This window comes from Paraburkholderia sp. RCC_158, assembly GCF_041355255.1.
GTDB lineage: Bacteria > Pseudomonadota > Gammaproteobacteria > Burkholderiales > Burkholderiaceae > Paraburkholderia > Paraburkholderia graminis.
In genome coordinates, this window is the sequence record NZ_JBFUPM010000004.1 from 240787 (window position 1) to 267692 (window position 26906).

A 26906-nucleotide genomic window follows, 5' to 3' on the forward strand; every position below is an offset into this window, starting at 1 on the left:
ACATTTCAACAGCCCGGAAGGTCGCACGGCTGTCGGGTTCATCGCGACTCGCCTCAGACGAGATCATTCCGACAGATCAGGAGAACCGAATGGCCATTGGTGAAATCAACCAGCGCCGTCTGCGCTACTTCCACGAAATTCTGGCGCGCGGCTCGATCCGCGCGGCGGCGGATGCGCTCAACACCGCGTCCTCAGTGCTGACACGACAGATGAAGCTGCTCGAGGACGAAATCGGCACGCCGTTGTTCGAACGCGGCAATCGCGGCGTCGCGCCGACCGAGGCAGCGCACGCGCTGCTCGCGTACTGGCGCGGCTGCCAGTCCGAACGCGCGGTGTTTGAAAATACGCTGCAAAATTTGAACGGCCTTCAGATCGGCAGCGTGCGCCTGGCCATCAGCGAAGGCTTCGTCGACCCGCTCATGGATCATGTGCTGACACCGTTTATCAACGCGCATCCGCAATTGAACATTAGTGCGAAAACGCTTGCGGTCAACGACGTCATCAGCGAAGTTGCGAACGATGAGGTGGACATCGGCCTCGCGTACAACCCGCAGCCCGCGGCGCGTGTGACGCAGCATGCGATCGCCGCGAACCCGGTCTGCGTGCTGATGTCGGGCGCGCACACGCTCGCGTCGCGGAACACACCGCTGACAATCGCCGAACTCGCGCCGTTTCCACTCGCGCTGATGTCGTCGGCTTTCGGGCTGGGCCAGATCGTGCGCACGGTCGCCGACCTTGAGCGCGTGCGGCTGACGCCGGCGCTCGTGTCGAACTCGGTCGCGATGCTTAAGCGATTCGTGCGCAGCGGCAACGGCGTTACCTTCCTGACGTACGCGGCGACGCTCATTGATAGCGCGGATCCGGCCTTCTGCGTCGCGCCGCTCGCGCATCCCCTGTTCGGTGCGGCACAGTCGTGCGTGCTGGTCCGCGAGGGCCGTCGATTGCCGAATGCCGCGCAACGCGTGCTCGATCTGATCGTCGAGCAAATGCCGCTATTCGGCTCCGAAGTGCATGTGAGCAGTGCGCTTGTGCGATGCTGACCGAGCGATGCCGAAAAGGCAGCGCAACGGCGATGCGATTGCTGTTGTGCCCGACGTTTTGACCGGGAAACATTGTCCACACCTCCCATCCCCCGACGGTGTATGACAACATGCAAAACGACGCCACGTGGCCGTTGACGACCTCCACGAATAACCTGTTTGCGCGGATCAACTGGCGGCTCCTGCCTTTCTTGACGCTGTGCTATGTGTTTGCGTATCTCGACCGGATCAATATCGGTTTCGCAAAGTTGCAGATGCAGGCCGACGTCGGCCTGAGCGACGCCGCGTACGGTCTCGGCGCCGGCGTCTTCTTTCTCAGCTACATGCTTTTCGAGATTCCGAGCAACATCCTGCTCCCGAAAATCGGCGCGCGGCGCACGCTGAGCCGCATCATGATCCTCTGGGGACTGACCTCGGCGAGCATGATGTTCGTCACCAGCGCGAACGCGTTCTACGTGATCCGCTTCCTGCTCGGCGTGTTCGAAGCTGGCTTCGCGCCCGGGCTGATTTTCTACCTGACCTACTGGTACCCCCAGAACCGGATGGCACGCGCGATCACCGTGATCATGCTGTGCGGGCCGATCGGCGGGATCTTCGGCGCGCCGCTGTCGACCGGCACGATGATGCTGCTGGACACGGTCGGCGGCCTCCACGGCTGGCAATGGATGTTCATTGCCGAGGGACTGCCGAGCGTCTTGCTCGGCGTGTTCGGCCTATTCTGGATCACCGATCGCCCGGCCGAAGCGAAATGGCTCAGCGACACCGACAAGCGTCTGCTCGCCGCCGAGCTGAAGCACGACACAGCAGGCAACGAACCTCGTCACCATTCGTTCCGCCAAGTGGTCTCCGATCCACGCGTGCTGCTTCTCGGCGTCTCGTACTTCTGCATCATCTGCGGGCATTACACCGTGAGCTTCTGGCTGCCGACCATCCTTAAGAGCGCTGGCGTCACCAGCACAATGACGATCGGCATCCTCGCGGCGATTCCCTACATCGCGGCGATCTTTGCGATGGTCTGGTGGGGACGCCGCTCGGACCGTCTTGGCGAGCGCCGCTGGCACACGGTGTCGATGCTCACGCTAGCCGCCGTCGCGTTGCTGATCGCCGCGCTGAACGATACCAGCCTGCTGATCACCATCATCAGCCTCACGGTGGCGACCGCCGGGCTGTGGGCCGCGTACACGGTATTCTGGGCGATGCCGTCCGACTATATGAAGGGCGACACGGCAGCCGGCGGCGTCGCGCTTGTCAACACGATCGGACTGTTCGGAGGCTTCGTGAGTCCGACCTTAATCGGCTATTTCAAGACACTGACGGGTACGATGCAGGCCGGCCTGCTCGGCATGGTCGGAATTCTCGTGATGGGTAGTCTGCTGCTGTTGTTCAACCGCCTGCCTTCGCCGGCAGGCACACAGGATCTCGCCGCCGCGGAGTTCGAGTCGTCATGAATGCAGCCGTTCTCCTACGTGCCCGACTGAGACAGCGGATGAGCAGACCGCGCACGCTTGCTGCTCCCGGCACCTTCGATCCGCTATCGGCGTTGCAGGTTCAACGCGCAGGCTTCGAGGTCGCCTACGTCGGTAGCTATGCGCTATCGACCAGCGTCGGGCAACCAGACGTCGGCTGGCTCGATCTGACGACGCTGTGCGCGAGGCTCGCCGAGTTCTGCGACGTACTGAGCATTCCCCTGATCGCGGATGCCGAAGGCGGCTTCTTCAACGCGACAGGTATCGGCAAGACGATCCGCGCTCTCGAGCGAACCGGCGTTAGTGCGATCCATATCGAGGATCACGTCAGCGGCAAACACACCAATATGCCAAAAGCAGTGCTCTCGACGAGGGAAATGGTACAGAAGATCCGCGCGGCGCTCGATGCGCGCGAAGATCCGAACTTCCAGATCATCGCGCGCACTGATATCGCCGACGTCACCGGCAGTCCACTGGATGCGCTAGAACGAATGCTCGCGTATCTTGACGCTGGGGCCGACGCGGTCATGCCGGGCGCGCTTGATGTCGCCCAACTGGCGACAATCCGCGCGCGGATTCCGGGCAAGGTCGTGCTGGTCAACACGGCCGGCGCGAGCGTCGCCGACGAGCAGGCGGCCGGAGTCGACGTCGCGATCTATCACGGCCTATGCCTGCAAGCGGCACAACATGCCATTGAGCAAAGCCTGCGGACGTTCACGGAACAACGCGATATTCGTGCACTTGATGGATCGCTCGCGTCCAGCGCCGCGCTCGACGCACTTACCGGTTACGAAGACTTCAATCGGCGCGCCGCTGAATATGGCTTGATCGATCCATGAACGAACATCCGGGCGCTCGTCTCTCGAAGTGTCCTGACACCGAAACTGCGACGCCTCTTCAGCGGAACGTGTCGAACGCGGAGCGCGTAAGCCGATCGAGGAAGACCATCAGTTCATCGCCCGCGACCGTCGCTTCGTCGGCCGCACCCTTCGCGATCGCGCGCAGCACGGCCGCGTGGCGAGCGGCGCCCTCCGCAAAAGCCTCGCTCTGCTGTACGTGCACGAACCAGAAGCGCCGTGATTGAGCATGGATGACCTGCATGGTCGTCGTGAGCATCGAGTTGTGCGTTGCGGTGACTTCCAGTTCGTGGATCGCGCGATTCACCCGGAAATATTCATTCACATTGCGCTGCCTGGCCGCCCGGACGATGTGGTCGGCGAGCGATTTCATCTCCGTGCGCTGCTCGCTTGTGGCGCGCGCGCATGCTGCTGCCACGACAAGAGGCTCCAAGGCGCGACGCACTTCCAGCAGTTCCAGTTGCTTGCGAACATCGACGGTCGACACGAATGTGCCGCGCCGCGGATGTGTTTCCACGAACCCGAACTGCTTCAGGCGCGCCAGTGCCTCGCGCACTGGCGTGCGGCCCACGTTGATCTCGTTTGCGAGTTGCACCTCGGACACGAGCGCGCCCGGTGGCAGTGCCCGCGTCACGATCATCTCTTCTAGACGCCGATAGGCGTAATCCACCTTGGGCTCGTTTGCATCGGGGTCGGCGGGCGTGGCACGCGTGCTGGATTTCGTCATGAAAGCCGGTTAGAGAGTTCGATTGGACCAAAGTGAGTATTACATATCGGCCGCGTGAGGCGGCTTGCGCCGGCCCCGATCCTGCCGCACCGTGCGCTTCGCGATGCGCCCTCGGGGTTAACCTGCAATCGACAGCGGTTGACGCGGCCTCACTCCAATCGCTATCCTGATGTTGTGCTGACATGTCAGGAGTATATTATGAGTTTATCAGTAGTGGAACATCGCCTGGTCGATGCACTTTCCACCGACGTTCTCGTCGTTGGCGGCGGCGCGGCGGGCGTGGCGGCTGCCGTCACGGCGCGAAGGCAAGGCTTGCGCGTCACTGTGCTCGAACGCTATGGCTTTTGCGGAGGCGGCGCGGTCGCGGGCCTCTCTGGCACTGTCTGCGGTCTGTATCTCGCGACGGAGCGCGCCGGCGCCAAGCCCGAGCAGGTCGTCTTCGGTTTCGCGGACGAATTCGTGCGCGCGCTGGAAACGCGCGGAGGACTGGCGGACCCCGTCCGGTACGGGCGCACCTGGACGCGCGTGCACGATCCGTTGATCTGGCGCGATACCGCCGACGCGCTGCTCGCCGGTGCCGGCGTGCAGGTGATCTATCACTCGATCGCGACCGGCGCGCTGATGGATGGGGCGCGCGTGGAGGGCGTACGGGCATGGACCAAGCAAGGTCCGCTCGATATCCGCGTGAAGCTGACCATCGACGCAAGCGGTGACGCGGACGTCGTCGCGATGGCGGGCCTGTCGAGCTTCATCGGTCATGACGGACGTGTGCAGAACCCGACGATGATCTTCCGCCTGCTGGGCGTCGATATCGGACGCTTTCTCGCTGCCTACGGCGACGACACCATCATGGGCGAAGAAGTCTCGCTGAAACTGCGCGCCGCCGCAGACGCGGGCGCGAATCTGCCGCGCGCCAAGATCTGGCTCTTCACGACGACGCGGCCCGGGGAATTGCTCTGCAACTGCACGCGCGTGACCGGTGCGGACGGCCGCGAGTTGAACTCGCTGCTGCGCGATGACTTCACCGAAGCGGAAATCGAAGGGCGCAAGCAGGTGCATGCGTACGCACAGTTCTTCCGGAAGAACCTCGCGGGATGCGAAAACGCCTTCGTCAACGACACGGGCATGCAGGTGGGCATACGCCAGAGCCGGCAGGTCAGCGGAGTCACGCGCCTGTTGAACGACGACGTGCTCGCGGCTCGCAAGTTCGACGACGGCATCGCCGTATCGCCGTGGCCAATCGAGCTGCATGCGGGTGCAAAGCCGAAGGTCGAGTGGATTCTCGACGACTTTTACACGGTGCCGTATGGCTGCTTCGTGCCGCAGTCGGGAGATGGCCTGCTCGTGGCCGGCCGCTGCCTGTCGGCGGAACACGAGGCGGTCGCCTCGGCGCGCGTCACCGCGCAGTGCTTCTCGTACGGGCACGCGATCGGACATGCGGCGGCCATCGCCATCAACGAAAGATTGGAGCCCCGTCAGGTGGAGCCGTCGGCGATCCGCCGCGCGCTCGACCGCGACGGCGCACAACTGAGCTAAGGAGAATACAAATGCAAATCGAAGACATCGGCGGCGTGCGGCAACTCGTGCTCGACCGTCCGCAGCGGCGCAACGCGCTCAGTCAGGCGCTGATGGAGCAACTCGAACAGGAATTGCGGAGGGCGGAAAGCGACGCTTCGGTCGCCGCGATCGTGCTGTCGGGCGCCCCACCGGCCTTTTGCGCGGGCAGCGACCTGAAGGAGCTCGGCGGCCTCTCGATCGATCACATGTGCGAACACGAACTCGAAACGGCGCGGATCGCGCGCGGCATAGCGGGACTATCGAAGCCGGTGATTGCCGCGGTGGAGGGCTTCGCGCTCGGCGGCGGCTTCATTCTCGCGGTGTCGTGCGATCTCGTCGTGAGCGCTGTCAACGCACGCTGGCATCTTCCCGAGGTGCCGAACGGCTGGCTGCCGCCGTGGGGCCTGCAGGCGCTCATCGCGCGGGTCGGCGCGGTCCGGGCGCGCATGCTCGTGTGGGGCGACGAACCCATCGACGGCGTGGAAGCACACCGGTTGGGCGTCGCTGACCATTTGGCCGAAGCAGGTCATGTCGACGCGCGGGCAATCGCGCTCGCGCAACGCCTCGCCAGACTCCCACGCGGTGCTGTCGCGTCGGCCAAGCGCTTTTTCGAGCCGTTCATCGCGCTCGATGGCGAGCGTCTGGACCGAGAAGCAGCCCGCATTTTTGCCGACGACTGCAAGTCCGATGCGGCCCAACAAATCTTCGCAAAATTCGCGGTGAAATCATGAATATGAGCAAGGTCGTGACGGGCAGGCAGGCCGTGGAATCAATCAGGGACGGCCAGACCGTCGCATCCGTCGGCGTCATCGGCTGGGTCGTGCCGGACGCCACGCTCGCGGCACTCGGCAAGCGCTTCGAGGACACCGGTACGCCGCGCAACCTGACGTTCTATTTCCCGTGCGGAACGGGCGACGCCGTCGGCATCAAGGGTATGGACCATGTCGCGCGTGAGGGCCTGATGAAGCGCATCGTCGCAGGTTCCTATATCAATCCCATCGATCCGCGCACGGGCAAGCGGCCCGCGCTGATGCAACTCATCCAGGAGAACCGCATCGAGGCGTATTCGTGGCCGATCGGTGCGTCGATGCACTGGCTGCGCGAAGTCGCACGAAAGAGCCCCGGCTATGTGACGCGCATCGGCGTGGGCACGTATGCGGACCCCGCTCAGGGCGGCGGCAAGTTCACCGCGCGCTGCACGGACGATCTTATCCAGAAGATCACGCTAAACGGTGAGGAATGCCTCTTCTATCCAACCTGGCCGATCGATGTTGCAATCATCCGCGCAAGCAGCGCCGACGAATTCGGCAACTTGTCCTTCGAGGACGAGCCGCTTGTCTCGTCCGGCCTCGCACTCGCGCTCGCGGCGAAGGCCAGCGGCGGACGCGTAATCGCGCAGGTGCGACGCATCGTCGGACGAGGCGAACGGCCCGCGACACAAGTGCGCCTGCCGGGCATCTTCGTCGATTCGATCGTCGTCGATGCGGAAATGATGATGACGACCGGCACGCCCTACGATCGCAACTACCTTGTCTCGGCGGGCGATCGCCACGTGTTTCCTTCGATTCCGTTCGGGCCGGACAAGGTCATCGCGCGGCGCGCGGCGCTCGAGGTCAGGAAGCGCGAGCTCGGCATCTTCGGCTTCGGCGCAGCGGCCGACATTCCGCTCATTCTTGCGGAGCAAGGTCTGATCGATCCGCAGACCGGTTCCGAGGATTACTGGTTCACCACCGAGCACGGCTCTTACGGCGGCATCGTGATGAACGGCTGGCAGTTCTCTGCGAACCTGCATCCGAGCGCGCTGCTCGACGGCCTTCAGCAGTTCGACGTCATCGACGGCGGCTTGTGCGAATTCGCCGCGCTCGCATTCGCCGAATACGACTCGCATGGAAGCGTGAACGTCAGCAAGTTCGGACGCGCGAATCCCGGCGCGGGCGGCTTCACCGATATCGCGGCCAACGCGAAGCGGCTCGTGTTCACCGGCACGTTCACAACCGGCGGGCTCGACGTCGACTATGCAAACGGCCGGATGAACATTCGCCGCGAGGGGAAGGTCAGCAAATTCGTGCGCGACGCCCAGAGCATCACGTATTCCGTTCGCAACGGCGTCGCGCGCGGCCAGAGCGCGCTGATCGTCACAGAGCGCGCAGTCTTCGAAGCCACGAACGACGGGCTCGTGCTGCGCGAGATCGCACCGGGTATCGACGTGCGGCGCGATGTGCTCGACCACATGGCGTTCGCACCCGCGCTCATCCTCGATCCGCTGCCGCTCATGGACGCGGCGCTCCTCCAACCCGGCGTGCAGGCAGGCGCCGATCTCGACGAAACCGCGCTCGGCGAACACGAAGTTTCGTAAGCGCCACCCGGGCGCTCCCAATCCAATAGACACGCGTCAGGAGAAGCGCCCGCAAGGCACTTCTTCCGGCGACGCGCGTCCATCGGTTGCGCGGCGGCGACCCAATCCCTATCGCATGCAGGAGACACTCATGCAGCTCCGCTCACTACGCTGGTTCATCGTACTCATGCTGTTTCTCGCCGGCGCGATCAGCTACCTCGACCGCGCTGCGCTGTCGGTTGCTGCGCCGCTTATCGCGAAAGATCTCCAACTTACGCCCGCGGAACTGGGCATCGTGTTCAGCGTGTTCTTCGTCGGGTATTCGCTGTTCTGCTTCGTCGGTGGCTATGCGGCCGACAGGTTCGGCGCGAAGCGCGTGCTCGTTGCGAGCATGTCGCTGTGGTCCGTGTTCTGCGGACTCACGGCGGGCGTCGTAGGCATGGGTTCGCTGATCGTCGTGCGTGTGATCTTCGGTGCAGGCGAAGGACCGTATGCGACGTGCACGAACAAGATGATTAGCGGCTGGTTCGGGCGCAACAAGCAGGCGAGCGCCGTCGGCTATGCGAACGCGGGACAGCAATTCGGCGGCGCGATCGCCGGGCCGATCGTCGGCATGCTGGCGCTTTCCGTCGGCTGGCGCGTGTCGTTTGTCGTGATCGCGGCGCTCGGGCTCGTCTGGGTCGCGCTATGGGCACTGCTGGTCACCGACCGTCCGCAAGAGAACCGCTGGCTTGACGCAAAGCCCGCGCATCATCGCGACGACACGCCCGTTGAATGCGCATCTGTCACCGAAGACGACGGCCGGCCGCTCGGCGCGTGGCTGCGCAGTCCATCGATTCTTGCGACGGCCTTCGCCTTCTTCGGCTACGCCTACATCCTGTACTTCTTTCTCTCGTGGTTCCCGAGCTATCTGACGATGGAACGCCATCTCAGCCTGCAGTCAATGAGCTTCGTGAACGTCATTCCATGGGCGTGCGGGGCCGTCGGTATTGCACTCGGCGGTGTGATATCGGACCTCATCTACCGCGCTACGGGGAGAGCCGTGCTCTCCCGCAAGATCGTCATCGTGACGAGCCTGGTCGTATCCGCCGTGTGCGTTGCACTGGCGGGCCGCGTCGCGACCCTTCCGCTCGCCGTCGCGCTGATGGCCGTCACCGTGTTCTTCATGAACCTCACGCTGGGCGCGTATTGGGGAATCATTCTCGACACCGTCCCGCACACGCGCATGGGCAGCGTCGGCGGCTTCATGCATCTGATCGCGAACACGGCGGGCATTCTCGCGCCCGCAGCGACAGGCTTTCTGGTGCAGGCGACCTCTGTGTTCGCAAGCGCATTCATGCTGAGTGGCGCCATCGCCCTGCTCGGTGCACTGGCAGTCGCGGTCTTTGTACGCGCGCCACGCGCACCGGCCGACCAGAGCCTCACACCCGAAATCGCGACGTCGACGCGATAAACACATACGACTAGCCAAGGAGACAAAAATGCGGCCTCGCGTAGCTTACCGATGGATCATCGCGTTCGTGCTGTTCATCGCGTACAGCATCCAGTATCTCGATCGCGTGAAGAGCAGCGTGCTCAATCCAGCGATCGCTCACGACATCGGATTGACGACCGCGGATATCGGCACCGGCGCCTTCCTGATGCTGCTCTTCTACGGACCCGCGCAATACGTATCGGGCTTGCTGACGGACCGTTTCGGCGCCAGGAAAATGCTGATCTTCTCGGTCATCGTCTGGTCCGCAATGACGATGTATATGGGGCTCATCCAGACGCGCGAAGAATACCTCTGGCGGATGGCGATCTTCGGTATGCTGGTGGGCACCGAATACGTTCCTTCGGCGCGCGTGCTCATGCGCTGGTTCAACAAGGAAGGCCGCGCGCGTGCGCAAACCGTTCTGGCGTGGGCGTGGATTATCACGCCCGCATGGGCGAGCGTCCTTGCTACGCAATTCGCGGCGCACGCGGACAGCTGGCGCATCGTGTTTTTTGTCACGGGCGCGCTCGGGGTGGTGCCGCTCGCCCTGATCGCGGTGTTCGTGTTCGACCGGCCGGAGCACTATCGCCATGCGACCGAAGCCGATCTCGAATACGCGTACCGCGACGAGCTCGAAGCAGGCACGATCACACGCGGACAATATGCATCGGCGCAAAAGACCATTCTCAAGGGCGCCGGCGTGCGCTTTCTCGATCTGTTCAAGAATCGCACGTATGTCGCAGTCGTTTTCGTCGATATCGTGATGCAGATTACGCTCTACGGCGCGCTCACGTGGATTCCGCTATACCTGTCCGACACCTTCGGCTTCAAAATGCAGACGATGGGCTGGTGGAGCGGCCTCTACTTCGCGGCAGGCGCAATCGGCAGCTTCATCTCATCGTACATGTCGGACAAAGTCTTCAAGGGTAACCGCAAGATCATGATCCTCGTGTGTTTCATCGGGCTCGCGCCGTTCGTGGTTCTGCTCGGCACGTTGCAACAGGCAAATCAGGTTCTGCTCGCGGTCGCGCTCTGCGGCATGGGATTCTTCGGGAACATGGCATGGGGCCCGTTCCTCGCGCTGCCTGCCGAAATCTTTTCCCCCGAGGTTTATGGTAAGGCGATGGGCTTTGTCAATGGCGCGGGCTACTTCGTCGCGGCTTTCTCCGCGAAGATCTTTGCAGCGCTCGTGGTCGTCGACGCATCGGGCCACAAGACCTATACCAACGGCTGGTTTTTCATCGCGTTCTGTGTGGTGGCGGGAATTGTCGCGGCGAGTTTCATCCGGACCACGGGTCGAGCCCCAACGATTGCGATACGTTCTGCGACGTCTTCATGACGCAGCCGATTCGGCTGAGCACCCAGGACTTCCATCGCGGTCTCCGTACCGGAGTGGCCTAAAAGCCTTCGACCACCTGCACCCTATGCAGACTAGCTGCCCGCCTGAATTGCGAGCGCTAGTGGTCGAGTTCCTGCATATCTGCCGCACATCAACGCTGCTTTGTCGCAGACAGGCGCCGAAATGTGATGTATTCACGATCGCGGTGACTGCACTTCGTGCAATTCGCTCACGCCGTGCCTCGATCGGATGAACACTTTCGAACAGCGTCGTGCGGCAGCGCGCTGCGAGCTCGCGTGCATCGGCTAGCGAGACGACATGCAGTGGCCCCAGCATATCGGCTCACGACGCAGCGCGCACTGCTTCGTTCGCAGGATTCGGCATTCTCATTGGCCGGCTCGCCTCCGGCATACTCGCGGATCGCGTGCACGCACCGATCGTGGCCTGCCTTTTCTTAACGGCCGGCGCGGCCGGGTTTGTCCTGCTAGCGCAACTCGACAGCTACCCCAGCGCGCTATTCGCCTCGGCGCTCGTCGGGCTTGCAATTGGCGAAGGCGACCTTCTATCGCATCTCCTCGCCCGCTCGTATATCGGCTTGAAGCGCTTCGGCCTGTTCTATGGGATCGCGTTTTCGGGCTACGCCTTTGGCGCAGTGTCTGGAGCGGTCGCGGTCGGGAGGTATTTCGACTTGCGGCACAACTATGGACTACCGCTGCAAGTCGCCCCGCTTCTGCCGCTTGCGGCCGGCGTTCTGCTGCTGTCGCTTGGAAGTTGTGTGAAGCCCGGCACACGGGTTAGGGTGCCCTGAAGCACGCAGCGACCGACTGACGTGTGAATGCGGGAGCCCTGCGTACCGCAGGGCGTTGATACCTGCCCGCTGCACGCCCGACGGCTCGACCGGCTGCAACGCCGTCAATGACCGTCGGCAGTTAGCTGCGTTCAGTTGACGCTATTCGAAATCGAAATGCATGCGCCATTCGAATAGCGTTCAACAGGGCTGCCCGCGTCAGGCAATCCATCCGCCGTCGACTGTCAGGCTTTCGCCGGTCGTGTAGCCTGCTTCGGGGCTGGCGAGATATGCGACGGCCGCCGCGATTTCTGCCGGTTTGCCGAAACGGCCGACGCTCGCGAGCTTTACCATCGTCGCGTGATCTTCCGTGCCGGGCTGCGGAGCAAGTTCTGTATCGATCGGGCCGGGCTGGACAGCATTCACGGTCACGCCGTATTTGCCGAGTTCACGCGACAGCCCGCGCGTGAAGCCTCTGAGAGCGAACTTCGACGCGATGTAGAGCGTCACGCCAGGCAGCGGCGCGGCTTCGCCAAAGGCCGAGCCTACGTTGATGATGCGCCCCCAGCCAGCCGCGACCATGCGCGCCGCCGCGTCTTTTGCCAGTTCGATCGGCGCACGAACATTCAAGTTGAAGTGCGTGTCGTACGAGCTCTCCGAAGAATCGAGAAATGGTCCGTACTCGACTGTGCCCGCGTTGTTGACAAGGATGTCGAGCCGCCCCTCGAAACGGCCGCCGAACGCGCCGTTCAGCGAGTCGACGAGGCTTCTGACGCCTTCCGGTTTCGACAGGTCGGCGCCCACAGCTTCAGCCTCGCCGCCGGCATTGCGGATCTCGTTGACGACTGCTTGGGCGCGCTCCGCACTCGACGCATAGTGAACGATGACGGATGCACCATCGCGCGCAAGACGTGCCGCAATGGCTGCACCGATTCCGCGCGAAGCGCCGGTAACGAGGGCGAGTTTGCCTTTCAGAGCTTGAGTCATGGTTTTCCTCAACGGGTAGGTTTTGAATCGGTTCTCCGGCATGAACTGCAGGAAAGACCGCTGCATCAGAGCCAATCTGTGATGCATTGGTTGATGCGTATCCTCCGCTCAGGCGGCGTCGTACGGTAGTCGTGGCCGAGGAATAGCTCCTATTCCTGCGGCAAGGGAACAGGTCGGGGCGAATCGAACCGGGCTGCACTGCGGCTAGGCAATCGGGTCGTCGCTGGATTTGTGCTCATTGAGAATGTGCTCGACGAACGCGACGAACGCGCGCGCTTTCGCTGTCGTCATACGCCCGGCCGGAAAAACTGCCCACAGGTCGATGGTGGGCAAGGGCCAGTCAGTCAGGACGGCCTGCACCGTGCCGTCCGCGAGTTCAGGCGCGAACATCCATTCCGATGCGACAGCAAGGCCCATGTGAGCGAGCACTGCCGTGCGCATGCCTTCAGCCGCGTTCACGCTGATTCGGCCGGACAGGGTCACGGTTGAATCAGATCCATCATCGCGGCTGAACAACCATGATTCACCGCCGCCTCGCACGGAATAGACGACCGCCTGATGCCGGCCGAGGTCGACAGGTGTTTGCGGAACTCCGGCTTCCGCGAAATATGACGGCGTGCCGACTACGACTCTCCGCCCGCTCGCGATGCGACGCGCAGTCATGGACGAGTCGTCCAGCGTGCCCATACGCAAAGCGACATCGACGCCCTCTTCCAGTAAATCGACGGACCGGTCGTCAAGCACGATGTCGATGCTCAGATTGGGGTGTTGATGGAGGAAAGACTTTAGCGCCGGCAAAACGTGCAGCCGGGCGAAGGTGACGGCCGCGCCTATGCGCAGTTGCCCCGACAGACCATCGGAAGACTCGCGCACTGCCTGTTCGGCTTGATCTGCCTCATGGATGGCCCTGAGCGCGTGCTCATAGAACCGCTGCCCGGCAGCCGTCGGCGCCAAGCCACGAGTCGATCGTAATAGCAAACGGGCGCCCAGACGTTCCTCCAGTTGGGCGACCGCCTTTGAGACAGCTGGCTGACCTAGCTTCAACCGACGGGCGGCGGCAGAGAATGAACCCGCATCGACAACCGTCACAAACGTTTCCATCGTCACCATGCGGTCCATGCGCATCCTCCTGGCAAGCTTGTCGGCGAAAATGCGCAGTGTAGCGAAACGGCGAGCGGCTCAGGAGGACATGTCAGTACCGTTTCCGATACCGACAGTTCCATCAGGTAATCAGGTATAGCCCAGACCGTGCAGCCCCATGCCGGACAATGGTGTCAGGGCGCAATTTCGCAGGCGCCCCCGACGCGCTGCCGCCTATCGCGCCGTCACGAGATCAAAGGCACGTAATGGAGCGGTCCGATCGTCGAGGCGAACTTTTCGGGGACATCAGTTCGGCCATTGCCGGAACTCAGGTGACGATGTCCGTGAGGCAGTTGTAGATCGGGCCCCTGCCGTTCGTGTATCAATTGGCCCAATGCAGGGTCCGGATGTCAGCGAACGCGTGCTTTCGGACCCGAAGCGGTCGTCGGGCCCGTGCTTACCCGAAGGGCGCTTTCAAGCTATAACGGCCATTCTGACGGTCGTTTTGGTCGGCGGGTCATCGGGGTCGTTGCAGCCGTTCGAGTGTCGGCCACTGTTAGCGACCTCGACTCTTATGTCAGCCTTTCCCCGTTGTCGCCGCGGCGCTCACACGCACCCGCAGCGAGAGGCCGCCGTGGCGATCGATATCAATGGTTCGGCGATGCAAGAAGACCGATCCGCCCGACCTGGTCGAAGGGGATGTCTGCGCATGCCGCCTCGGTTCTCCTTTTCGCTACGCACCGGACGGTCCAAGGTGATCGGAATCACTGAGCCTGGAAATCCACAAGCCGACGCCAATACTCATCCTGTCGCCCCTCGGGACTTCCTTCCTGCTGCCACAGAACGTAGGCGCGCTCCCGAAGATGCTGGTCGAGAGCACGATGCCAGTATTCTTCCGCACGCCTTTCAGGGCGTCCTTCTTTCTCCCAGAGCAGATAGGCGCGTTCCCGAACAGCCTGCTCCAGGCCCGATTTCGTTTCCGAGTCCCTCAAGAAGTCATCGCCGTAGGGAGCCATCTGACCGCCCCGGCTCGTGTGCATCCTGGCCGTCAGGGTACCGAGTTCAGCGTCCGGCACAAGCCGGCTGTGCGCTGCTGCTTCCAGCGCCTTGGCCAGGTATTCGGAGTCGTCGGCGTTGCCCGACTCGCCCAGCGTAATCGGGTATGTGTGCAGCACAGTGCCGCTGCGGTCTATTACGTCAACCAGTCGCTCGATCATGATCGTCTTCCAGGTGTTTTCGTTGGGATGGAGGGGCCAGCCCACTGCTGGCCCCGGACCTGCACCGCTTGGGACGCCAATAGCGGCCCGCACAACTTGAACGCGTATCATGCCTGGCGGTAGGCCCGCACAAGGCCATTGGGACGAACCTCCGTCAGCGCGCTGCATTCAAACGCTATGACAAATTGCACACGGACCGGGGAAGTTTCCGAAGAGCAGGCTTTTCAGCTTCTCGTCGCAGGTGACAGGAAGTGCGCAATTTTCGTGCTGGACCCGGACGGTTTCATCAGAACGTGGAATGCCGGCGCCAACGCTTCACGGGCGATGCTGCCAGTGAAATCATCAGCCTGCACTTTTCGTTTTTTTGAGGAAGCATGACCGCGCTACCAACCGCTGAGCAGCAGGTCAATACGAATGGTATCGACTGGCGCTCTCAGTCCGAGCGAATTTTTCTATGCGGACCTGCATAACGTTTCGGAAAACTGAACTCCAGGGATGCAGGTAAATAAAGACGTCGATGCCAGCCAAAGGGTATACAGTGGGGAGACCGGTCGTCCATGAGCGACCTCCAGCTTAGGAGCCCCATCATGCGATCGCAATTCAAGCCCGCTTCTGCTGCAATTGGCAGGGAGAGCGAGTACGCCGCCGAATGCAGGACGCGTGCTCATATACTCGACGCAGCAGATGCTCTGAGAGCAGAGAAAAGACGCGCCAGTTACGCCACGATCGACTCCAACGCCACTAAGTGGCGCTACTCGGCCGTGTACGAGAAAGACTGATCGCGGTGCTTAAATTTCCCAACCCCAGCCGTAGCTACGATGCCGCCCGACATTGCGTGTGTTTCTGGGGGTACGACGATTCGCGCGAGATCACCTTCATGATCGATGACGCAATGCTCAGAAATCTGCAACCTGGCGTTGGGTCCGACGAGCGTTCGCTGCTTGGTGCCTTTGACGAGTTTCGTGAAAAGGTTCTCGAAATCGCAAACAGGCAGTATGTCGGCGGCCCGCAGAACCGGTATTCGATTTCATGATCTACAGCCCTGTCGCGAGAATGTTTCCGGATCTGTGAACACCGGCTTCGTGCAGGAAGCGCGCATGGTTTCGACGCCATAGTTCGCCAACCTCCCGCCTGGAATAAACCCGTACCAAGATATGCGCTGGCCGGAACTGCAGCGCCCGGGCATGTGCCGGCTCGCCCCCTCTCCGATTTATTTCTGACGCATCGCGGTTCATCCCGGCGACCGTCGGGCGGTGGCCTTGCCTGATATCAATGCGCGCTCGACTTCATTGAATACGTTAAGCAGTCGGGTTACGCGCCTGGTGCCGTCAGGAAGCAGACTCTGCTGCTGCGATAGCGACGAGACTCGACGCTGCCAGTACGCTAGCGCCAGGGGATTTCCGTGCACAAGTAACGGAATGATCCGTTCGAGATGCGCCAGATCTCCTTCGAATTGGTAGCGCGACATCAGGATCCTTGCAAAGGTGATTCGGTGTCGCGGATCAGCTCTTTATGGGCCGCGCGCTCTGCGCGCTCCCGTACCAGCGTGTGAGGCGTCCGGAACGTCTCGCACGAGCCATTGATGGCTTTACGCGCATGGCTTCAAGTCGAAGTCAAGGTCGCATAAAGCCGCCTCCAGCACCCAGCAATTTCCTTGCGTGCCGGATCCACTGCTTCGGCCCTCTGTATTGAGTCCCGTCGACAACCCGCTTTTCATCTTCGGGGCCCACGGGCATACCATCATCCGTCGCATTCGCCGCGGCCTCTCTCTGTTTCCTGCTTTCTGCCAATTCTTCGGCATTTACCTGGTCATCGATCATGATGCACTCCTGCTATGGAAAAAACTGGTTCGCCATCAGGTGGTCGGCGTCGCCCCGATAGCGGGACGACGCGACCCATCGCAAGGTCGGGTTTTAAATGCTGACGCGGTCGTGGCGCGCGATGGAAGCCGTCCGCGAACAGCCACCGTAAAACCGGCATCTAGCACAATTGCCCTTCGTCCCGGTTTCCAAGTTCGTGCACAGCAGCCAGCGTAAAGAACATGGAGCGCGTCGAGTGTCGCTCTTTTGCTGCAGCATCCACTCGCTGCAGCAGACTCTCGGGCAGACTGAATTGAACGCTCACAGCTTTCGAGGTAACCCGCGTCAGGTTGATCTCGACGAACATCCAGATCCCTTGCCCATCGTCCATGTCGAGCGATTGCAATTCGGATGTACTGCAGGTTGGAGCGGGTATGAGTTGCTCGCTGCGGTCATACATCAGTTCGACAACCTCTTGCGCGTTGCGTTTCAGCTTATCGAACGAATCACCGCTCGCAACTGCTCGGGGAAGATCGGGAAAACTGGCGCTAAAGCCGGCAGTTCCATCACGGTGCACATAAAGCGGATATTGCATGACCTGCTCCACTCAGCTGCGTGCTGACTCGCATGCGGTACGTCATAGCGTACGAACGACGGGAACTGCCTGGGTCCTTTGGCATACGGATCACGATGCAGAAGGAATACGTGGTCAGAGTACGTACATAGCTCGTACTCTCTGTATTCGATAGTGGAGATGGTCATGATCGCGCGCTCCTTAAGCGATACTGACCGTCATGAACCGATACCTGTCCGGATGCGAAAAAAGGGCCGTCAGGTACATCTGGATCTTCACCATGCGCTCATGGCCGTCGAAAAGCAAACTAAATCGTGACAGTGTGAAAGGAAAGCGTGCGTCGCGCCTGCATCGCCGGGACGACCTGCTCATGCAGGTCCAGAAAGCCCGATTATCAATGACGGACAATCGGCTAGCATGCTGCGAAGCGCTGCCATTTGAATGATTCGCTCAACACGTGCACTACCATGCCATCAACCGGCATTGAGTCAACCGAGCCGCACCACGCGGCAGGATACGCCTGCTGCAATTTCCCAACGGCATACAAGGCCGCCCAGACTTCGTGGGTCATCTGTGCTTTTCGCCGCAGCACTTCGCCGGCGTACAGGCGTTTAACATCGCATCCATACCGCACGAGCCCGCCGCTCGCTACGTAAGTTTCACGCATCGTCAGACGGCGCACCGATTGCCCAGTCTCATGGCACTCGTCGCCGGCGGTTTGCTCCCAATGCTGATTACGCGAAAACCACAGTACAGGCGTCCCGGTGGGCTCGGCCCCGATGCCGCCAGGGATGAGCATCCCGCTTGCGCTGATCTGCCGGAACTTTTGTCCCGTGGTGTAGTGCCATGCCAACATCGTTTGCTCCGGTCGGATTTGCCTGTCATTACCACTATTCGTCTCCTGTTTTCCTTTCGGAGCACGATGCGTGCTTCGTCACGCGACGTACGCGCCCGAGTTCACGTCTTCCCTTACGCGGAGACAAAGCGAAATCAGGAGCTTGTGCGAGCCGGCATCGAGCGGTACGCGCACCCGTCCATCACCACATTCGAGACTCGCGCCGTCGAGCACCGCGCGCGTCACATCGAGCTCGTCAGCGGCTTCGACGTGAATCTCATACCGCGTCGAATCCATCGTCACCGTTGCTTCAAACCCCGGCCACGTGTCCGGAATACACGGATCGATCACGAGAAAACCGCCCTCGCGACAAATCCCGAGAATGCCCTCGACACCCGCCCGGTACATCCATCCAGCGGACCCCGTGTACCAGGTCCAGCCACCGCGCCCAGCGTGCGGCGGCACGGAGTACACATCGGCGGCGACGACATAGGGCTCGACCTTGTAGCGGTCGACTTCTGTCGGCGTGCGCGCATGATTGACGGGGTTAAGCAGTGAAAACAGCGCGGCGGCCTTGTTGCCCTCGCGCATTTTGGTGAACGCGAGGATCGCCCACATCGCTGCGTGGCTATACTGCCCGCCGTTTTCACGCAGCCCCGGCGGATAGCCCTTGATATAGCCTGGATCGTGCGACGTTTTATCGAATGGCGGCGTGAACAGCAAAGCAAGCCCGTCGTCCGGACGGATCAGGTGCTTTTCCAGCGAGGTCATCGCCAGCGCCGCGCGGGCGGGATCTGCCGCGCCGGACAGCACCGCCCACGACTGCGCGATCGAATCGATCTGGCACTCGTCACTGTCTTTTGAGCCAAGCCACGTGCCGTCGTCGAACGTCGCCCGGCGATACCATTCGCCGTCCCATGCTTCACGCTCCAGCGCCTCGCGCACCGAGGCCGCATGCGCACGCCAGCGCGCAGCGTGCGCAACGGAAGCCGCATCGCGCGATTCAGCCAGCGGGGCAAACAATTCGATCGTCCGCAATAAGAGCCAGCCAAGCCAAACGCTTTCTCCCTTGCCGTGCGCACCGACGCGGTTCATGCCGTCGTTCCAGTCACCCGTGCCGATCAGAGGCAAACCGTGCTCGCCGGTCAGTTCCATACATTGATCCAGGCCCCGCGCACAATGCTCGAACAGCGACGCTGATTCATCCGCGACCATCGGCTGGAAGAACGCATCGTGCTCGCCAGGTCGCAGTGGCGGTCCATCGAGAAACGGCACGATCTCGTCGAGAATCGCGACGTCACCCGCGCAGCCAATGTAAGTCGCCGTCGCGAACGCGAGCCACACGCGGTCATCGGAAATCCGCGTGCGCACGCCTTGCCCCGACTGAGGCAACCACCAGTGCTGGAAATCGCCTTCGATGAACTGCCGCGCCGCAGTGCGCAACAAATGTCGCCGGGCCTCGTCCGGCTGCGCCAGCGTCAACGCCATGCCGTCCTGCAACTGATCGCGAAAGCCATACGCGCCGCTCGCCTGATAGAACGCCGAGCGTGCCCAGACACGACATGCGAGCGTCTGATACAGCAGCCAGCCGTTTAGCATCAGATCCATCGCGCGGTCGGGGGTCTTCACCTGGACGGTGCCGAGCACGTTCTGCCACTGGGTCGTCACCTCGGCGAGGACGGCGTCGAGGTCGGCCTTGCGATAACGCTCGATCAATGCGCGTGCGTCTTCGACGCACGCGCATTGCCCCACGAACGACACGACTTCGACGGTCTCACCCACGCCCAGCTCAATCACGCGCTGCAACGCCGCGCATGGATCGAGGCCCGCGCCGGTTGCGCCAGACAGCGGCGCGTTGCCGGTTAGCGCGGCGGGTGCCGCAGTCCGTCCGTTGCGTCCGAGAAATTCGGTGCGGTCTGCCGTCCACGAGGTCTGCCGGCCGCTCAGGTCGGCGAACGCGACTCGCCCGGCGAACCCCATGCTCCACGGATTGCGCGCCAGCATCGCGCCGGTAGTGGAGTCGATTTCCGTCACGATGAAGGGTCCCGATGCGCCGCGCGATGTGCCAAGGACCCATTCCATCCACGCCGTCACGGACAGACGGCGCGGCATGCCGGACAGATTGCGCAACGTCAGCCTCGAAATCTTCAGCGGGTCGGCGAGCGGCACGTATTGCAGCAAGTCGAGCGCGATGCCATTCGCCTCGTGTTCAAAGCGGCTATAGCCATGCCCGTGACGCGCCACATACGTCCCGCCGTCGCGGATTGGCAACGCGGTGGCGCCCCATACATCGCCAGTGACTTCGTCGCGCACATAGATGGCTTCGCCGGCCGGGTCTTCGACGGGGTCGTTCGACCACGGCGTGAGTTGATTCTCGCGGCTGTTTTCGGCCCAGGTGTAGCCGCTGCCTTCCGCCGCGACCTGAAAGCCAAAGCCGGAGTTGGCGATCACGTTGATCCACGGCGCGGGCGTGGTCGCGCCCGCCACGAGGACGCTCACGTATTCCCGGCCGTCTTTATCGAAGCCGCCCAGACCGTTGAAGAACTCGAGCCTCGATGCAACCGGCGAAAGCGCGCGAGGCAGATGAGGCGCCGCGGGCCATGGCGACGACATCGGCGACTTCTGCCGGCGTAGCGCCAATGGCTGTCCCGGCGACTGCGGCAAGCGCGCGAGCTGGTCGGCGATCGAACCGCGGCGCGCGATCAACGCGACACGCGCGACCGATTGCAGCAGCGCCCGCGCCTCCACGCTCATCAAATCGGCGCGCAGCGTAAAGACAGCCCCTTGCGCGAGCTCTTCGCCGATACGCGGCCGCAACTGGCTGCTGCGCACGGCTGTCTCGATCGCACCCTGCAACTCCTGGATATAAGACGAAGCCCGTTCGTTGACGATGACGAGATCGACGTCCAACCGCTTCATCCGCCAGTACTCGTGCGCCCTCAATAATTGCCGGACTTGCGCGATGTCCTCGACGTCATCGATACGCAGCAGCACGATCGGCAGGTCGCCCGAGATCGCGTGCGGCCAGACTCCGGACTGAGGACCTGCTCCTCGAACGATCGTGTCCGACGGCGCCCTGAAACGCGCATCGGCGTAAATAACCGGCGCGGCGAGGCGTTGAAAATCCGCAGCCTCGTCGGCTTCGACATCGAGATGACGCAACTGCACCTGAGCCTGCGTCCAGGCTAGCGTTTTGGCGCGGTCGAACGCGTTGCGGTCATGGTGTTTGTCGACCAGATCGAGCAACAGCGCTCGCGACTCGGCCACTACTGTCCAGAACGTCACGCGCGCGACCTTGCCCGGCGGCACCAGCACGCGATATCTGAGCGCAAGGACCGGATCGAGTACGGTCCCGGCAGTATTGCTCAGCGGCTGATCGTCGAAGATCGCTGCCGCCGTGCCGGCGTTGCGCCCGCGTCCCAGAAAGCGCGCGCGATCCGATTCGTATTGCGGCTCTGCAACGATCTCGCCGTCGACAACCGCGAAATGCGCAGCCCACAATTGTCTTTCGTCGTGCGAACGCAGACGGCGCGTGGCCACCAGCGCGCCGAACTCCGCAAGGTGCTCGGTCTGGACAAACATCCGTGAGAAGGCGGGATGCGCGTTGTCGGCAGCGGGCGTCGCGAGCACGATTTCCGCATAGGATGTCAGTTCGATCTCGCGCGCGCGGCGTCCACTGTTGGCCAACGAGACGCGGCGCACTTCACCGTCTGCTTCACCGGAAACCAGTACGTCCATCGTCGTTGTCAACGAGCCGTCGCGGCGGATGAATTCAGCATGGTCCTCGCCGAACACAACCTCTTCGTAATCGGCAGCGCTATCAGCCGGCTTTGCGCCGGCCGACCAGACGTGGCCGCTCTGCGTGTCGCGCAGGAAGATGAAAGAACCCCAATCGTCGCGGGTTGCGTCTTCGCGCCAGCGCGTCACGGCGAGATCGCGCCAACGACTGTAGCCGGCGCCGGTCGCAGTCAGCATGACGGCGTAGCGTCCATTCGACAGCAGGTGTGTCACGGGCGCCGCGCCGGCAACGGCCGACGCTGTGAGGCGCCGTACGGTCGGCGGCACGACGCCGGCGACCGTTGCTGACGTTTTCACTTCTTCGGCACGGGGATGCGCGACGGCGACATTGCGCGGCATACGCTCCTGCAGCAACAGTTCGCTGGCCTGGATCATGGGTTCGCGATGAAAACGTGCCCGCATCTGCGCGTCGAGCAACGTGTTCGCGATCGACACGATCGTCATGCCCTGATGATGGGCCATGAAATTGCGCACGATCGCAACATCCTCGTTCTCAGGTAGCCGCGAGCGGGTGAAATCGAGTGCTTCGTAGAAACCATAGCGACCCAGCGCGCCGAGCGCGGCGAGTCGTGCGTAGTTCTCTCGCGCGGCTAGTGGGTCGACCATCGCGGCTAGCCCCGTTGCATACGGTGCGATCACCCGGTTCTCCGAAAGCCCCCGCTTGAGGCCAAGGCCGGGCACGCCGAAATTCGAATACTGGTAGGTAAATTCGATGTCGCGTGCGTTGTACGCCGATTCCGAAATGCCCCACGGGATGCCGAGCGAACGCCCATACGCGGCTTGCCGTTCCACCACCAGACGGCTTGTCTGCTCGAGCAGGCTGCCGACCGGTGCACGCATCACCAGCGAGGGCATCAGGTATTCGAACATCGACCCCGACCACGAGATCAGCGCCGAGCCGTCACCGACCGGCGTTGCAGCGCGACCGAGGCGGAACCAGTGGCGCGTCGTCACGTCGCCTTTCGCGATGGCGAACAGGCTTGCGAGACGCGCTTCGGACGCCAGCAGGTCATAGCAGTTCACGTCCAGGCTGTTGTCGGATTGGGAATAGCCGATCGAGAGCAGCTTGCGTTCCGGATCGAGCAGGAATGCGAAGTCCATCTCGAGCGCCATCGCCCGCGACGTATCGGCGAGCGACTTCAGGCGTGCCTGCAGAAGCTCTGGTGCCGCGATGAGTTGTTGCCGGTCGCGGGCATGTTCGACCAGGCTTTTACTCAACGCGTCGATCCAGAACATCAGGTCGGCAGAACTATCGCCGCCGCCGGCGGGCACGAGTTCACGCGCTGCCTTCGCGGCCTTTTCGGTCAGCCGCGTGAGCGATGGCGACAGCGCTTCGAACGCCTGCGGACCGTGCAACTGCTTGCTGATCTCTTCGAGGATCGCAACCAGTTGCCTGCCATGTTCACCGCCTGCGGCGGGCAGCGTGTCGATGGCTTCACGCGCGAGTTGCAGGTTATCCATCAATCCGGGCCGCGCGGCCGGCGCGAGCAATTCATGCGGCCACTCTTCGCACGCGTTGGCGAGAACGATCAGATGACCGGCCAGATTGCCGCTATCGACCGACGAAACATACGCCGGTGCCAGCACCCGGAGATCGAGCGTCCCGTACCAGTTATAGAAATGCCCCTTGAAACGCGTGAGCTTGTGCATCGAAGCGAACGCCGCTTCGAGCCGTTCGACGGTTTCCGTCGTCCCCGCCCAGCCAAAATCCCGCGCAGCAACCGCCGACAGCAGATAGAGCCCGAGGTTGGTCGGCGAGGTGCGGTGCGCGACGACCGGCTTCGGATCTTCCTGGAAATTATCGGGCGGCAGCATGTTCTCTGCGGGCGTAACGAAGGTCTCGAAGAAACGCCACGTGCGTCGCGCGATCAGGCGAAGGCTGCGTGCGTCCGCGTCCGCCATCGCGAAACGCCGCGCGACGGTCGGCGACCGGCTCGACCACAGCGCGAGCGCCGGCGCGGCGAGCCATAACAGCGCAAACGGCAGCACGAGCGGCCAGTGCGAGGGTGCAAACGCGATCGCACCAGCCGGCAGCACAAGGCCGAGCGCGACACCGCCTTTCATCTGCCGATAAAAGCCGCGCAAGTCGAGTCGGGGGCTGCCCTTCGACTGGGCGGCGGTGGTCCATTCGAGCAGCCGGCGATGCGTCACGAACAGCCGTATCAGCGTGCGGATAATCGCATCGCCCATGCGCCACGCCTGGTCAGCGAGGAACGCGGTCGACAGAACGGTTTGCAAGGTTGCGAGCCGCACATCGGCGGCCAGCACGTCCAGATGATTGCGCAGATGGATGCCGCTGCGGCGCGGCAGGATCGCGAACAGCGTCGGCAGGAATGCGGGAATCGCGAGCGCGCTTAGCACCAGCAGCGAGCCTGCCATTCCGGCGTGGATCGGCATCAGCCAGCACAGGCCGAGCGCGGCGACCATGAAGGGGGCGAGCAGCGAGCGGCGCAAATTGTCGAGCATCTTGAAGCGGCCGATCGACGGCATCGCGTGTCGGTCCCGGCCGCGATAGCCGACGATCCACGGCAGCAATTGCCAGTCGCCACGCGTCCAGCGATGCTGGCGCTTGCCGATCACGTCGTAACGCGACGGCACTTCCTCGACCACCTCGACATCCGACGCGAGTCCGGCGCGCGCAAAAATCCCTTCGAACAGATCGTGACTGAGCAGCGCGTTTTCGGGCACGCGTCCCCGCAAAGCCGCCTCAAACGCATCGACGTCGTAAATGCCCTTGCCGGTATACGACCCTTCGCCGAACAGGTCCTGATAGACATCGGACACCGCCGCGGCGTACGGGTCCATCCCGCCGGGCCCGGAGAAGACGCGCTGATGCAGTGACCCTTCCTGCCCGACGGGCAGCGATGGCGTGACACGCGGTTGCAGGATCGCGTATCCGTTGACCACGCGTTGATCGGCGTCGCTGAACGTCGGCCGGTTCAGCGGATGCGCCATCTTGCCGATCAGCCGCAGCGCGGCGTCGCGTGGCAGACGCGTATCGGCGTCGAGTGTGATGACGTAGCGCACCTCGGGCGGCACCTGCGGTGCACGGCCGGCGATCGACACAAAGGTCGTATCCGTCGCACCGCGCAGCAGGCGGTTGAGTTCGTGCAGCTTGCCGCGCTTGCGTTCCCAGCCCATCCATTTGTTCTCGCTCGCATTGAACACGCGGCGGCGATGTAGCAGCAGGAAACGGCTGCCGCCGGGGCCTGGCTCGTAACGGCGGTTCAGCTCGTCGATCGCGCCGGCGGCCACGGCGAGCAGGTGTGCGTCGTCCGGCAGCACTTCCTGATCCGCATCGAGCCCGTCCGCGAGCAACGCGAAGGACAGGTCGCCACCGGCTCCCGCGAGGTGATGCACTTCGAGGCGTTCGACCTGCTCGCGCAGATCGGCTTCGCTCGTCAGAAGCGTCGGCACGGCAACCAGTGTGCGCAATGACGACGGCACGCCGGCAGTCAGTTCGAGAGCCGGTAACGTGATTGCGCCGAAACTCCATGTCACCGCGCGATTGATTAGCGCGGTCGTGACCTCGGTGACGGGCAGGAATGCGCATACGGCAAACAACGCGAGTACCCAGGCTTCGGTACCGGGCGGCGCCAGTGTGGATAGTGCCCACAACGCGAGCGCCAGTAACGCCAGGGCGAGCGTCAGGATTGTGGCGACATAGCCGTGGATGCCGAGGCGGACGTTGAGGCGCGTGATCCGCAGACGCGCAGGCGCCCGGAATCCGATCGCCCGCTCCAGTGCTCGCCGGCCCTCGGCGATCAGGTGATAGCCGGGGTCGCCGGCGCGTTGCGCATGTGCGCCATCGCCTGCTTCCAGCGCCGCCACCCGGGCCGATTCCAGCGCTAGTCCGGCGACTTCGAGTTCGGTGAAAGAAGAGCCGCGCGCCAGTTGTTCGATCGCGCTGCGATACAGATTGCGCGTCGGGAAATCCATCGTCGGAAAGCCGCTGTCCGCGCGCAACCGGGCGTCGACAAGACTCACGCTCTCGAACAGTTCGGTCCAGTCGATGTCGGAAATCAGCCGCATGCTGGTGATCACATTGCGCACGGTGACGTTCGACGCGCCCTGCCGCTGCTGTGCGTGTTGCACGACTTCATCGACAGAGACGCCCTGAAGCTTGAGCCGCTCTTCCAGCCAGCCAAGTGCCGGCGTGATGCGCGGATCCTGGTCACGCAGCCGTTTTGCGAGCTGTGCGGCGAACAGCTCCGACAACAGGCCTGAGGAGCGCGTGGAAATGTCCGCTTCGAGCGCCGAACGGGCACTCCCCGATTCGAGCAGACGGTCGGTGAGTGCATCGGCGTCGGCGCGTGCGCTGCGGCCAGCAGTAATCTGGTCAGTCAGGCGTCGCAGGTTCTCGATCAGCACGATGCGCAACGTGATCGCCACGGCCCACAATTCGCCGATTGTCAGCGGCTGAATCCGTTGATACGCGCTGATGAAACGCCGCAGGATCTGCGGGTCGACGTGGCTGTCGGTATGCGCAACGAACGCCCACGCGATACCGAACACTCGTGGATACCCGGCGAACGGACCTGCGGCAAGCTTGGGCAACTGACGGTAGTAGCCGGGCGGCAAGTCGTCACGAATCTCGCGGATCTGCTCCTCGACGAGGTGATAGTTGTCGAGCAGCCATTCCGCGGCGGGCACCACGCCCCGGCCGCGCTCCAGTTCTTCGGCGCTCGCGCGGTAGGCCGCGAGCAGGACCGCGGCATTGTCGTTCAGTCTCGTGTGCAGCGATAAAACGGCAGGCGGTGTCTTCGTGACCGGTTGCGCGGCAGCGAGGCTCTCCGCATGTTGCTCGAGCCGTTCGACGCCGAACAGCTCTTCGCGCACCGGCGCGGTGTCGGTCCACGGCGCCGACGGCGAACGATGTCTCGCGACATACCTGAGGATCGTTTTCACAGGCGCACTTCCTGCGGCGCCGATGAGTTCGGCCGGGTGGACCGGTCGCGGTGGCGTGTCATGTTAGCGGCGCGCACAGCGCTTGCCGTCGGGTTTGCCATCGTAATAGCGACCGACGGCTCATCG

18 protein-coding genes are annotated in these 26906 nt (G+C 62.8%); 10 read left to right on the forward strand and 8 right to left on the reverse strand.

What is annotated here, in order from left to right; all coding sequences use genetic code 11:
- Positions 1-89: 89 nt before the first annotated feature.
- The 3 genes from AB6809_RS10515 (at position 90) to AB6809_RS10525 (ending at position 3345) form a co-directional block, all read left to right on the forward strand.
- Positions 90-1040: a LysR family transcriptional regulator gene (locus AB6809_RS10515; RefSeq protein WP_006051441.1), complete on the forward strand. Its 951-nt coding sequence runs from the start codon at positions 90-92 to the stop codon at positions 1038-1040.
- A gap of 110 nt (positions 1041-1150) precedes the next feature.
- Positions 1151-2488 carry an MFS transporter gene (locus AB6809_RS10520; protein WP_371026580.1) on the forward strand — a complete coding sequence of 446 codons (1338 nt, stop codon included), beginning with the start codon at positions 1151-1153 and terminating at the stop codon, positions 2486-2488.
- Positions 2489-2526: 38 nt separating this feature from the next.
- Positions 2527-3345, forward strand: coding sequence for an oxaloacetate decarboxylase (locus tag AB6809_RS10525; RefSeq protein WP_006051439.1), 819 nt, complete (start codon positions 2527-2529; stop codon positions 3343-3345).
- Positions 3346-3403: 58 nt separating this feature from the next.
- Here the strand turns inward: AB6809_RS10525 and AB6809_RS10530 are convergent, their stop codons facing one another.
- Positions 3404-4090: a GntR family transcriptional regulator gene (locus AB6809_RS10530; protein ID WP_006051438.1), complete on the reverse strand. Its 687-nt coding sequence runs from the start codon at positions 4088-4090 to the stop codon at positions 3404-3406.
- 198 nt (positions 4091-4288) lie between these two features.
- On the opposite strand from AB6809_RS10530, the gene AB6809_RS10535 reads away from it, so the two are divergent.
- The 6 genes from AB6809_RS10535 (at position 4289) to AB6809_RS10560 (ending at position 11603) form a co-directional block, all read left to right on the forward strand.
- Entirely contained in the window at positions 4289-5626 is a 1338-nt protein-coding gene (locus AB6809_RS10535; RefSeq protein WP_371026581.1) for an FAD-dependent oxidoreductase, read from the forward strand.
- Between the two features lie 11 nt (positions 5627-5637).
- Positions 5638-6378, forward strand: a complete 741-nt coding sequence (locus AB6809_RS10540; RefSeq protein ID WP_107706624.1) for an enoyl-CoA hydratase/isomerase family protein — start codon at positions 5638-5640, stop codon at positions 6376-6378.
- The gene (locus tag AB6809_RS10545) at positions 6375-8003 is read left to right on the forward strand and encodes a CoA-transferase (protein ID WP_371026582.1); all 1629 of its coding nucleotides are present in this window, start codon (positions 6375-6377) and stop codon (positions 8001-8003) included. Before AB6809_RS10540 ends, AB6809_RS10545 begins: the two co-directional genes overlap by 4 nt.
- A 130-nt stretch (positions 8004-8133) precedes the next feature.
- Positions 8134-9435 carry an MFS transporter gene (locus AB6809_RS10550; protein ID WP_371026583.1) on the forward strand — a complete coding sequence of 434 codons (1302 nt, stop codon included), beginning with the start codon at positions 8134-8136 and terminating at the stop codon, positions 9433-9435.
- Positions 9436-9463: 28 nt separating this feature from the next.
- Entirely contained in the window at positions 9464-10795 is a 1332-nt protein-coding gene (locus AB6809_RS10555) for an MFS transporter (RefSeq protein WP_107706622.1), read from the forward strand.
- Between the two features lie 424 nt (positions 10796-11219).
- Positions 11220-11603 (forward strand): hypothetical protein, encoded by a 384-nt coding sequence (locus AB6809_RS10560; RefSeq protein ID WP_371026584.1) that lies wholly within the window; start codon positions 11220-11222, stop codon positions 11601-11603.
- A 198-nt stretch (positions 11604-11801) separates the two neighbouring features.
- Here the strand turns inward: AB6809_RS10560 and AB6809_RS10565 are convergent, their stop codons facing one another.
- From AB6809_RS10565 to AB6809_RS10575, 3 genes are all read right to left on the reverse strand, one after another.
- The gene (locus AB6809_RS10565; RefSeq protein ID WP_371026585.1) at positions 11802-12569 is read right to left on the reverse strand and encodes an SDR family NAD(P)-dependent oxidoreductase; all 768 of its coding nucleotides are present in this window, start codon (positions 12567-12569) and stop codon (positions 11802-11804) included.
- Positions 12570-12773: 204 nt separating this feature from the next.
- On the reverse strand, positions 12774-13688 hold the full coding sequence (locus tag AB6809_RS10570; RefSeq protein WP_371026586.1) for a LysR family transcriptional regulator: 915 nt from the start codon (positions 13686-13688) through the stop codon (positions 12774-12776).
- A gap of 725 nt (positions 13689-14413) precedes the next feature.
- Positions 14414-14866, reverse strand: a complete 453-nt coding sequence (locus tag AB6809_RS10575) for a DUF2934 domain-containing protein (protein ID WP_371026587.1) — start codon at positions 14864-14866, stop codon at positions 14414-14416.
- 775 nt (positions 14867-15641) lie between these two features.
- On the opposite strand from AB6809_RS10575, the gene AB6809_RS10580 reads away from it, so the two are divergent.
- Positions 15642-15899, forward strand: a complete 258-nt coding sequence (locus AB6809_RS10580) for a DUF1488 domain-containing protein (protein ID WP_035570457.1) — start codon at positions 15642-15644, stop codon at positions 15897-15899.
- Between the two features lie 580 nt (positions 15900-16479).
- Here AB6809_RS10580 and AB6809_RS10585 read toward each other — a convergent pair.
- The 4 genes from AB6809_RS10585 to AB6809_RS10600 all read right to left on the reverse strand — a co-directional run bounded on the left by AB6809_RS10585 (position 16480) and on the right by AB6809_RS10600 (position 26780).
- Positions 16480-16686, reverse strand: a complete 207-nt coding sequence (locus tag AB6809_RS10585; RefSeq protein WP_029970752.1) for a hypothetical protein — start codon at positions 16684-16686, stop codon at positions 16480-16482.
- Positions 16687-16846: 160 nt separating this feature from the next.
- Positions 16847-17260, reverse strand: a complete 414-nt coding sequence (locus tag AB6809_RS10590; RefSeq protein ID WP_371026588.1) for a type II toxin-antitoxin system HicB family antitoxin — start codon at positions 17258-17260, stop codon at positions 16847-16849.
- Between the two features lie 391 nt (positions 17261-17651).
- A complete protein-coding gene (locus tag AB6809_RS10595; RefSeq protein WP_371026589.1) occupies positions 17652-18095 on the reverse strand; it encodes a hypothetical protein in 444 nt (147 codons plus the stop codon).
- A 78-nt stretch (positions 18096-18173) separates the two neighbouring features.
- Entirely contained in the window at positions 18174-26780 is an 8607-nt protein-coding gene (locus tag AB6809_RS10600) for a GH36-type glycosyl hydrolase domain-containing protein (protein WP_371026590.1), read from the reverse strand.
- Positions 26781-26906: the final 126 nt, after the last annotated feature.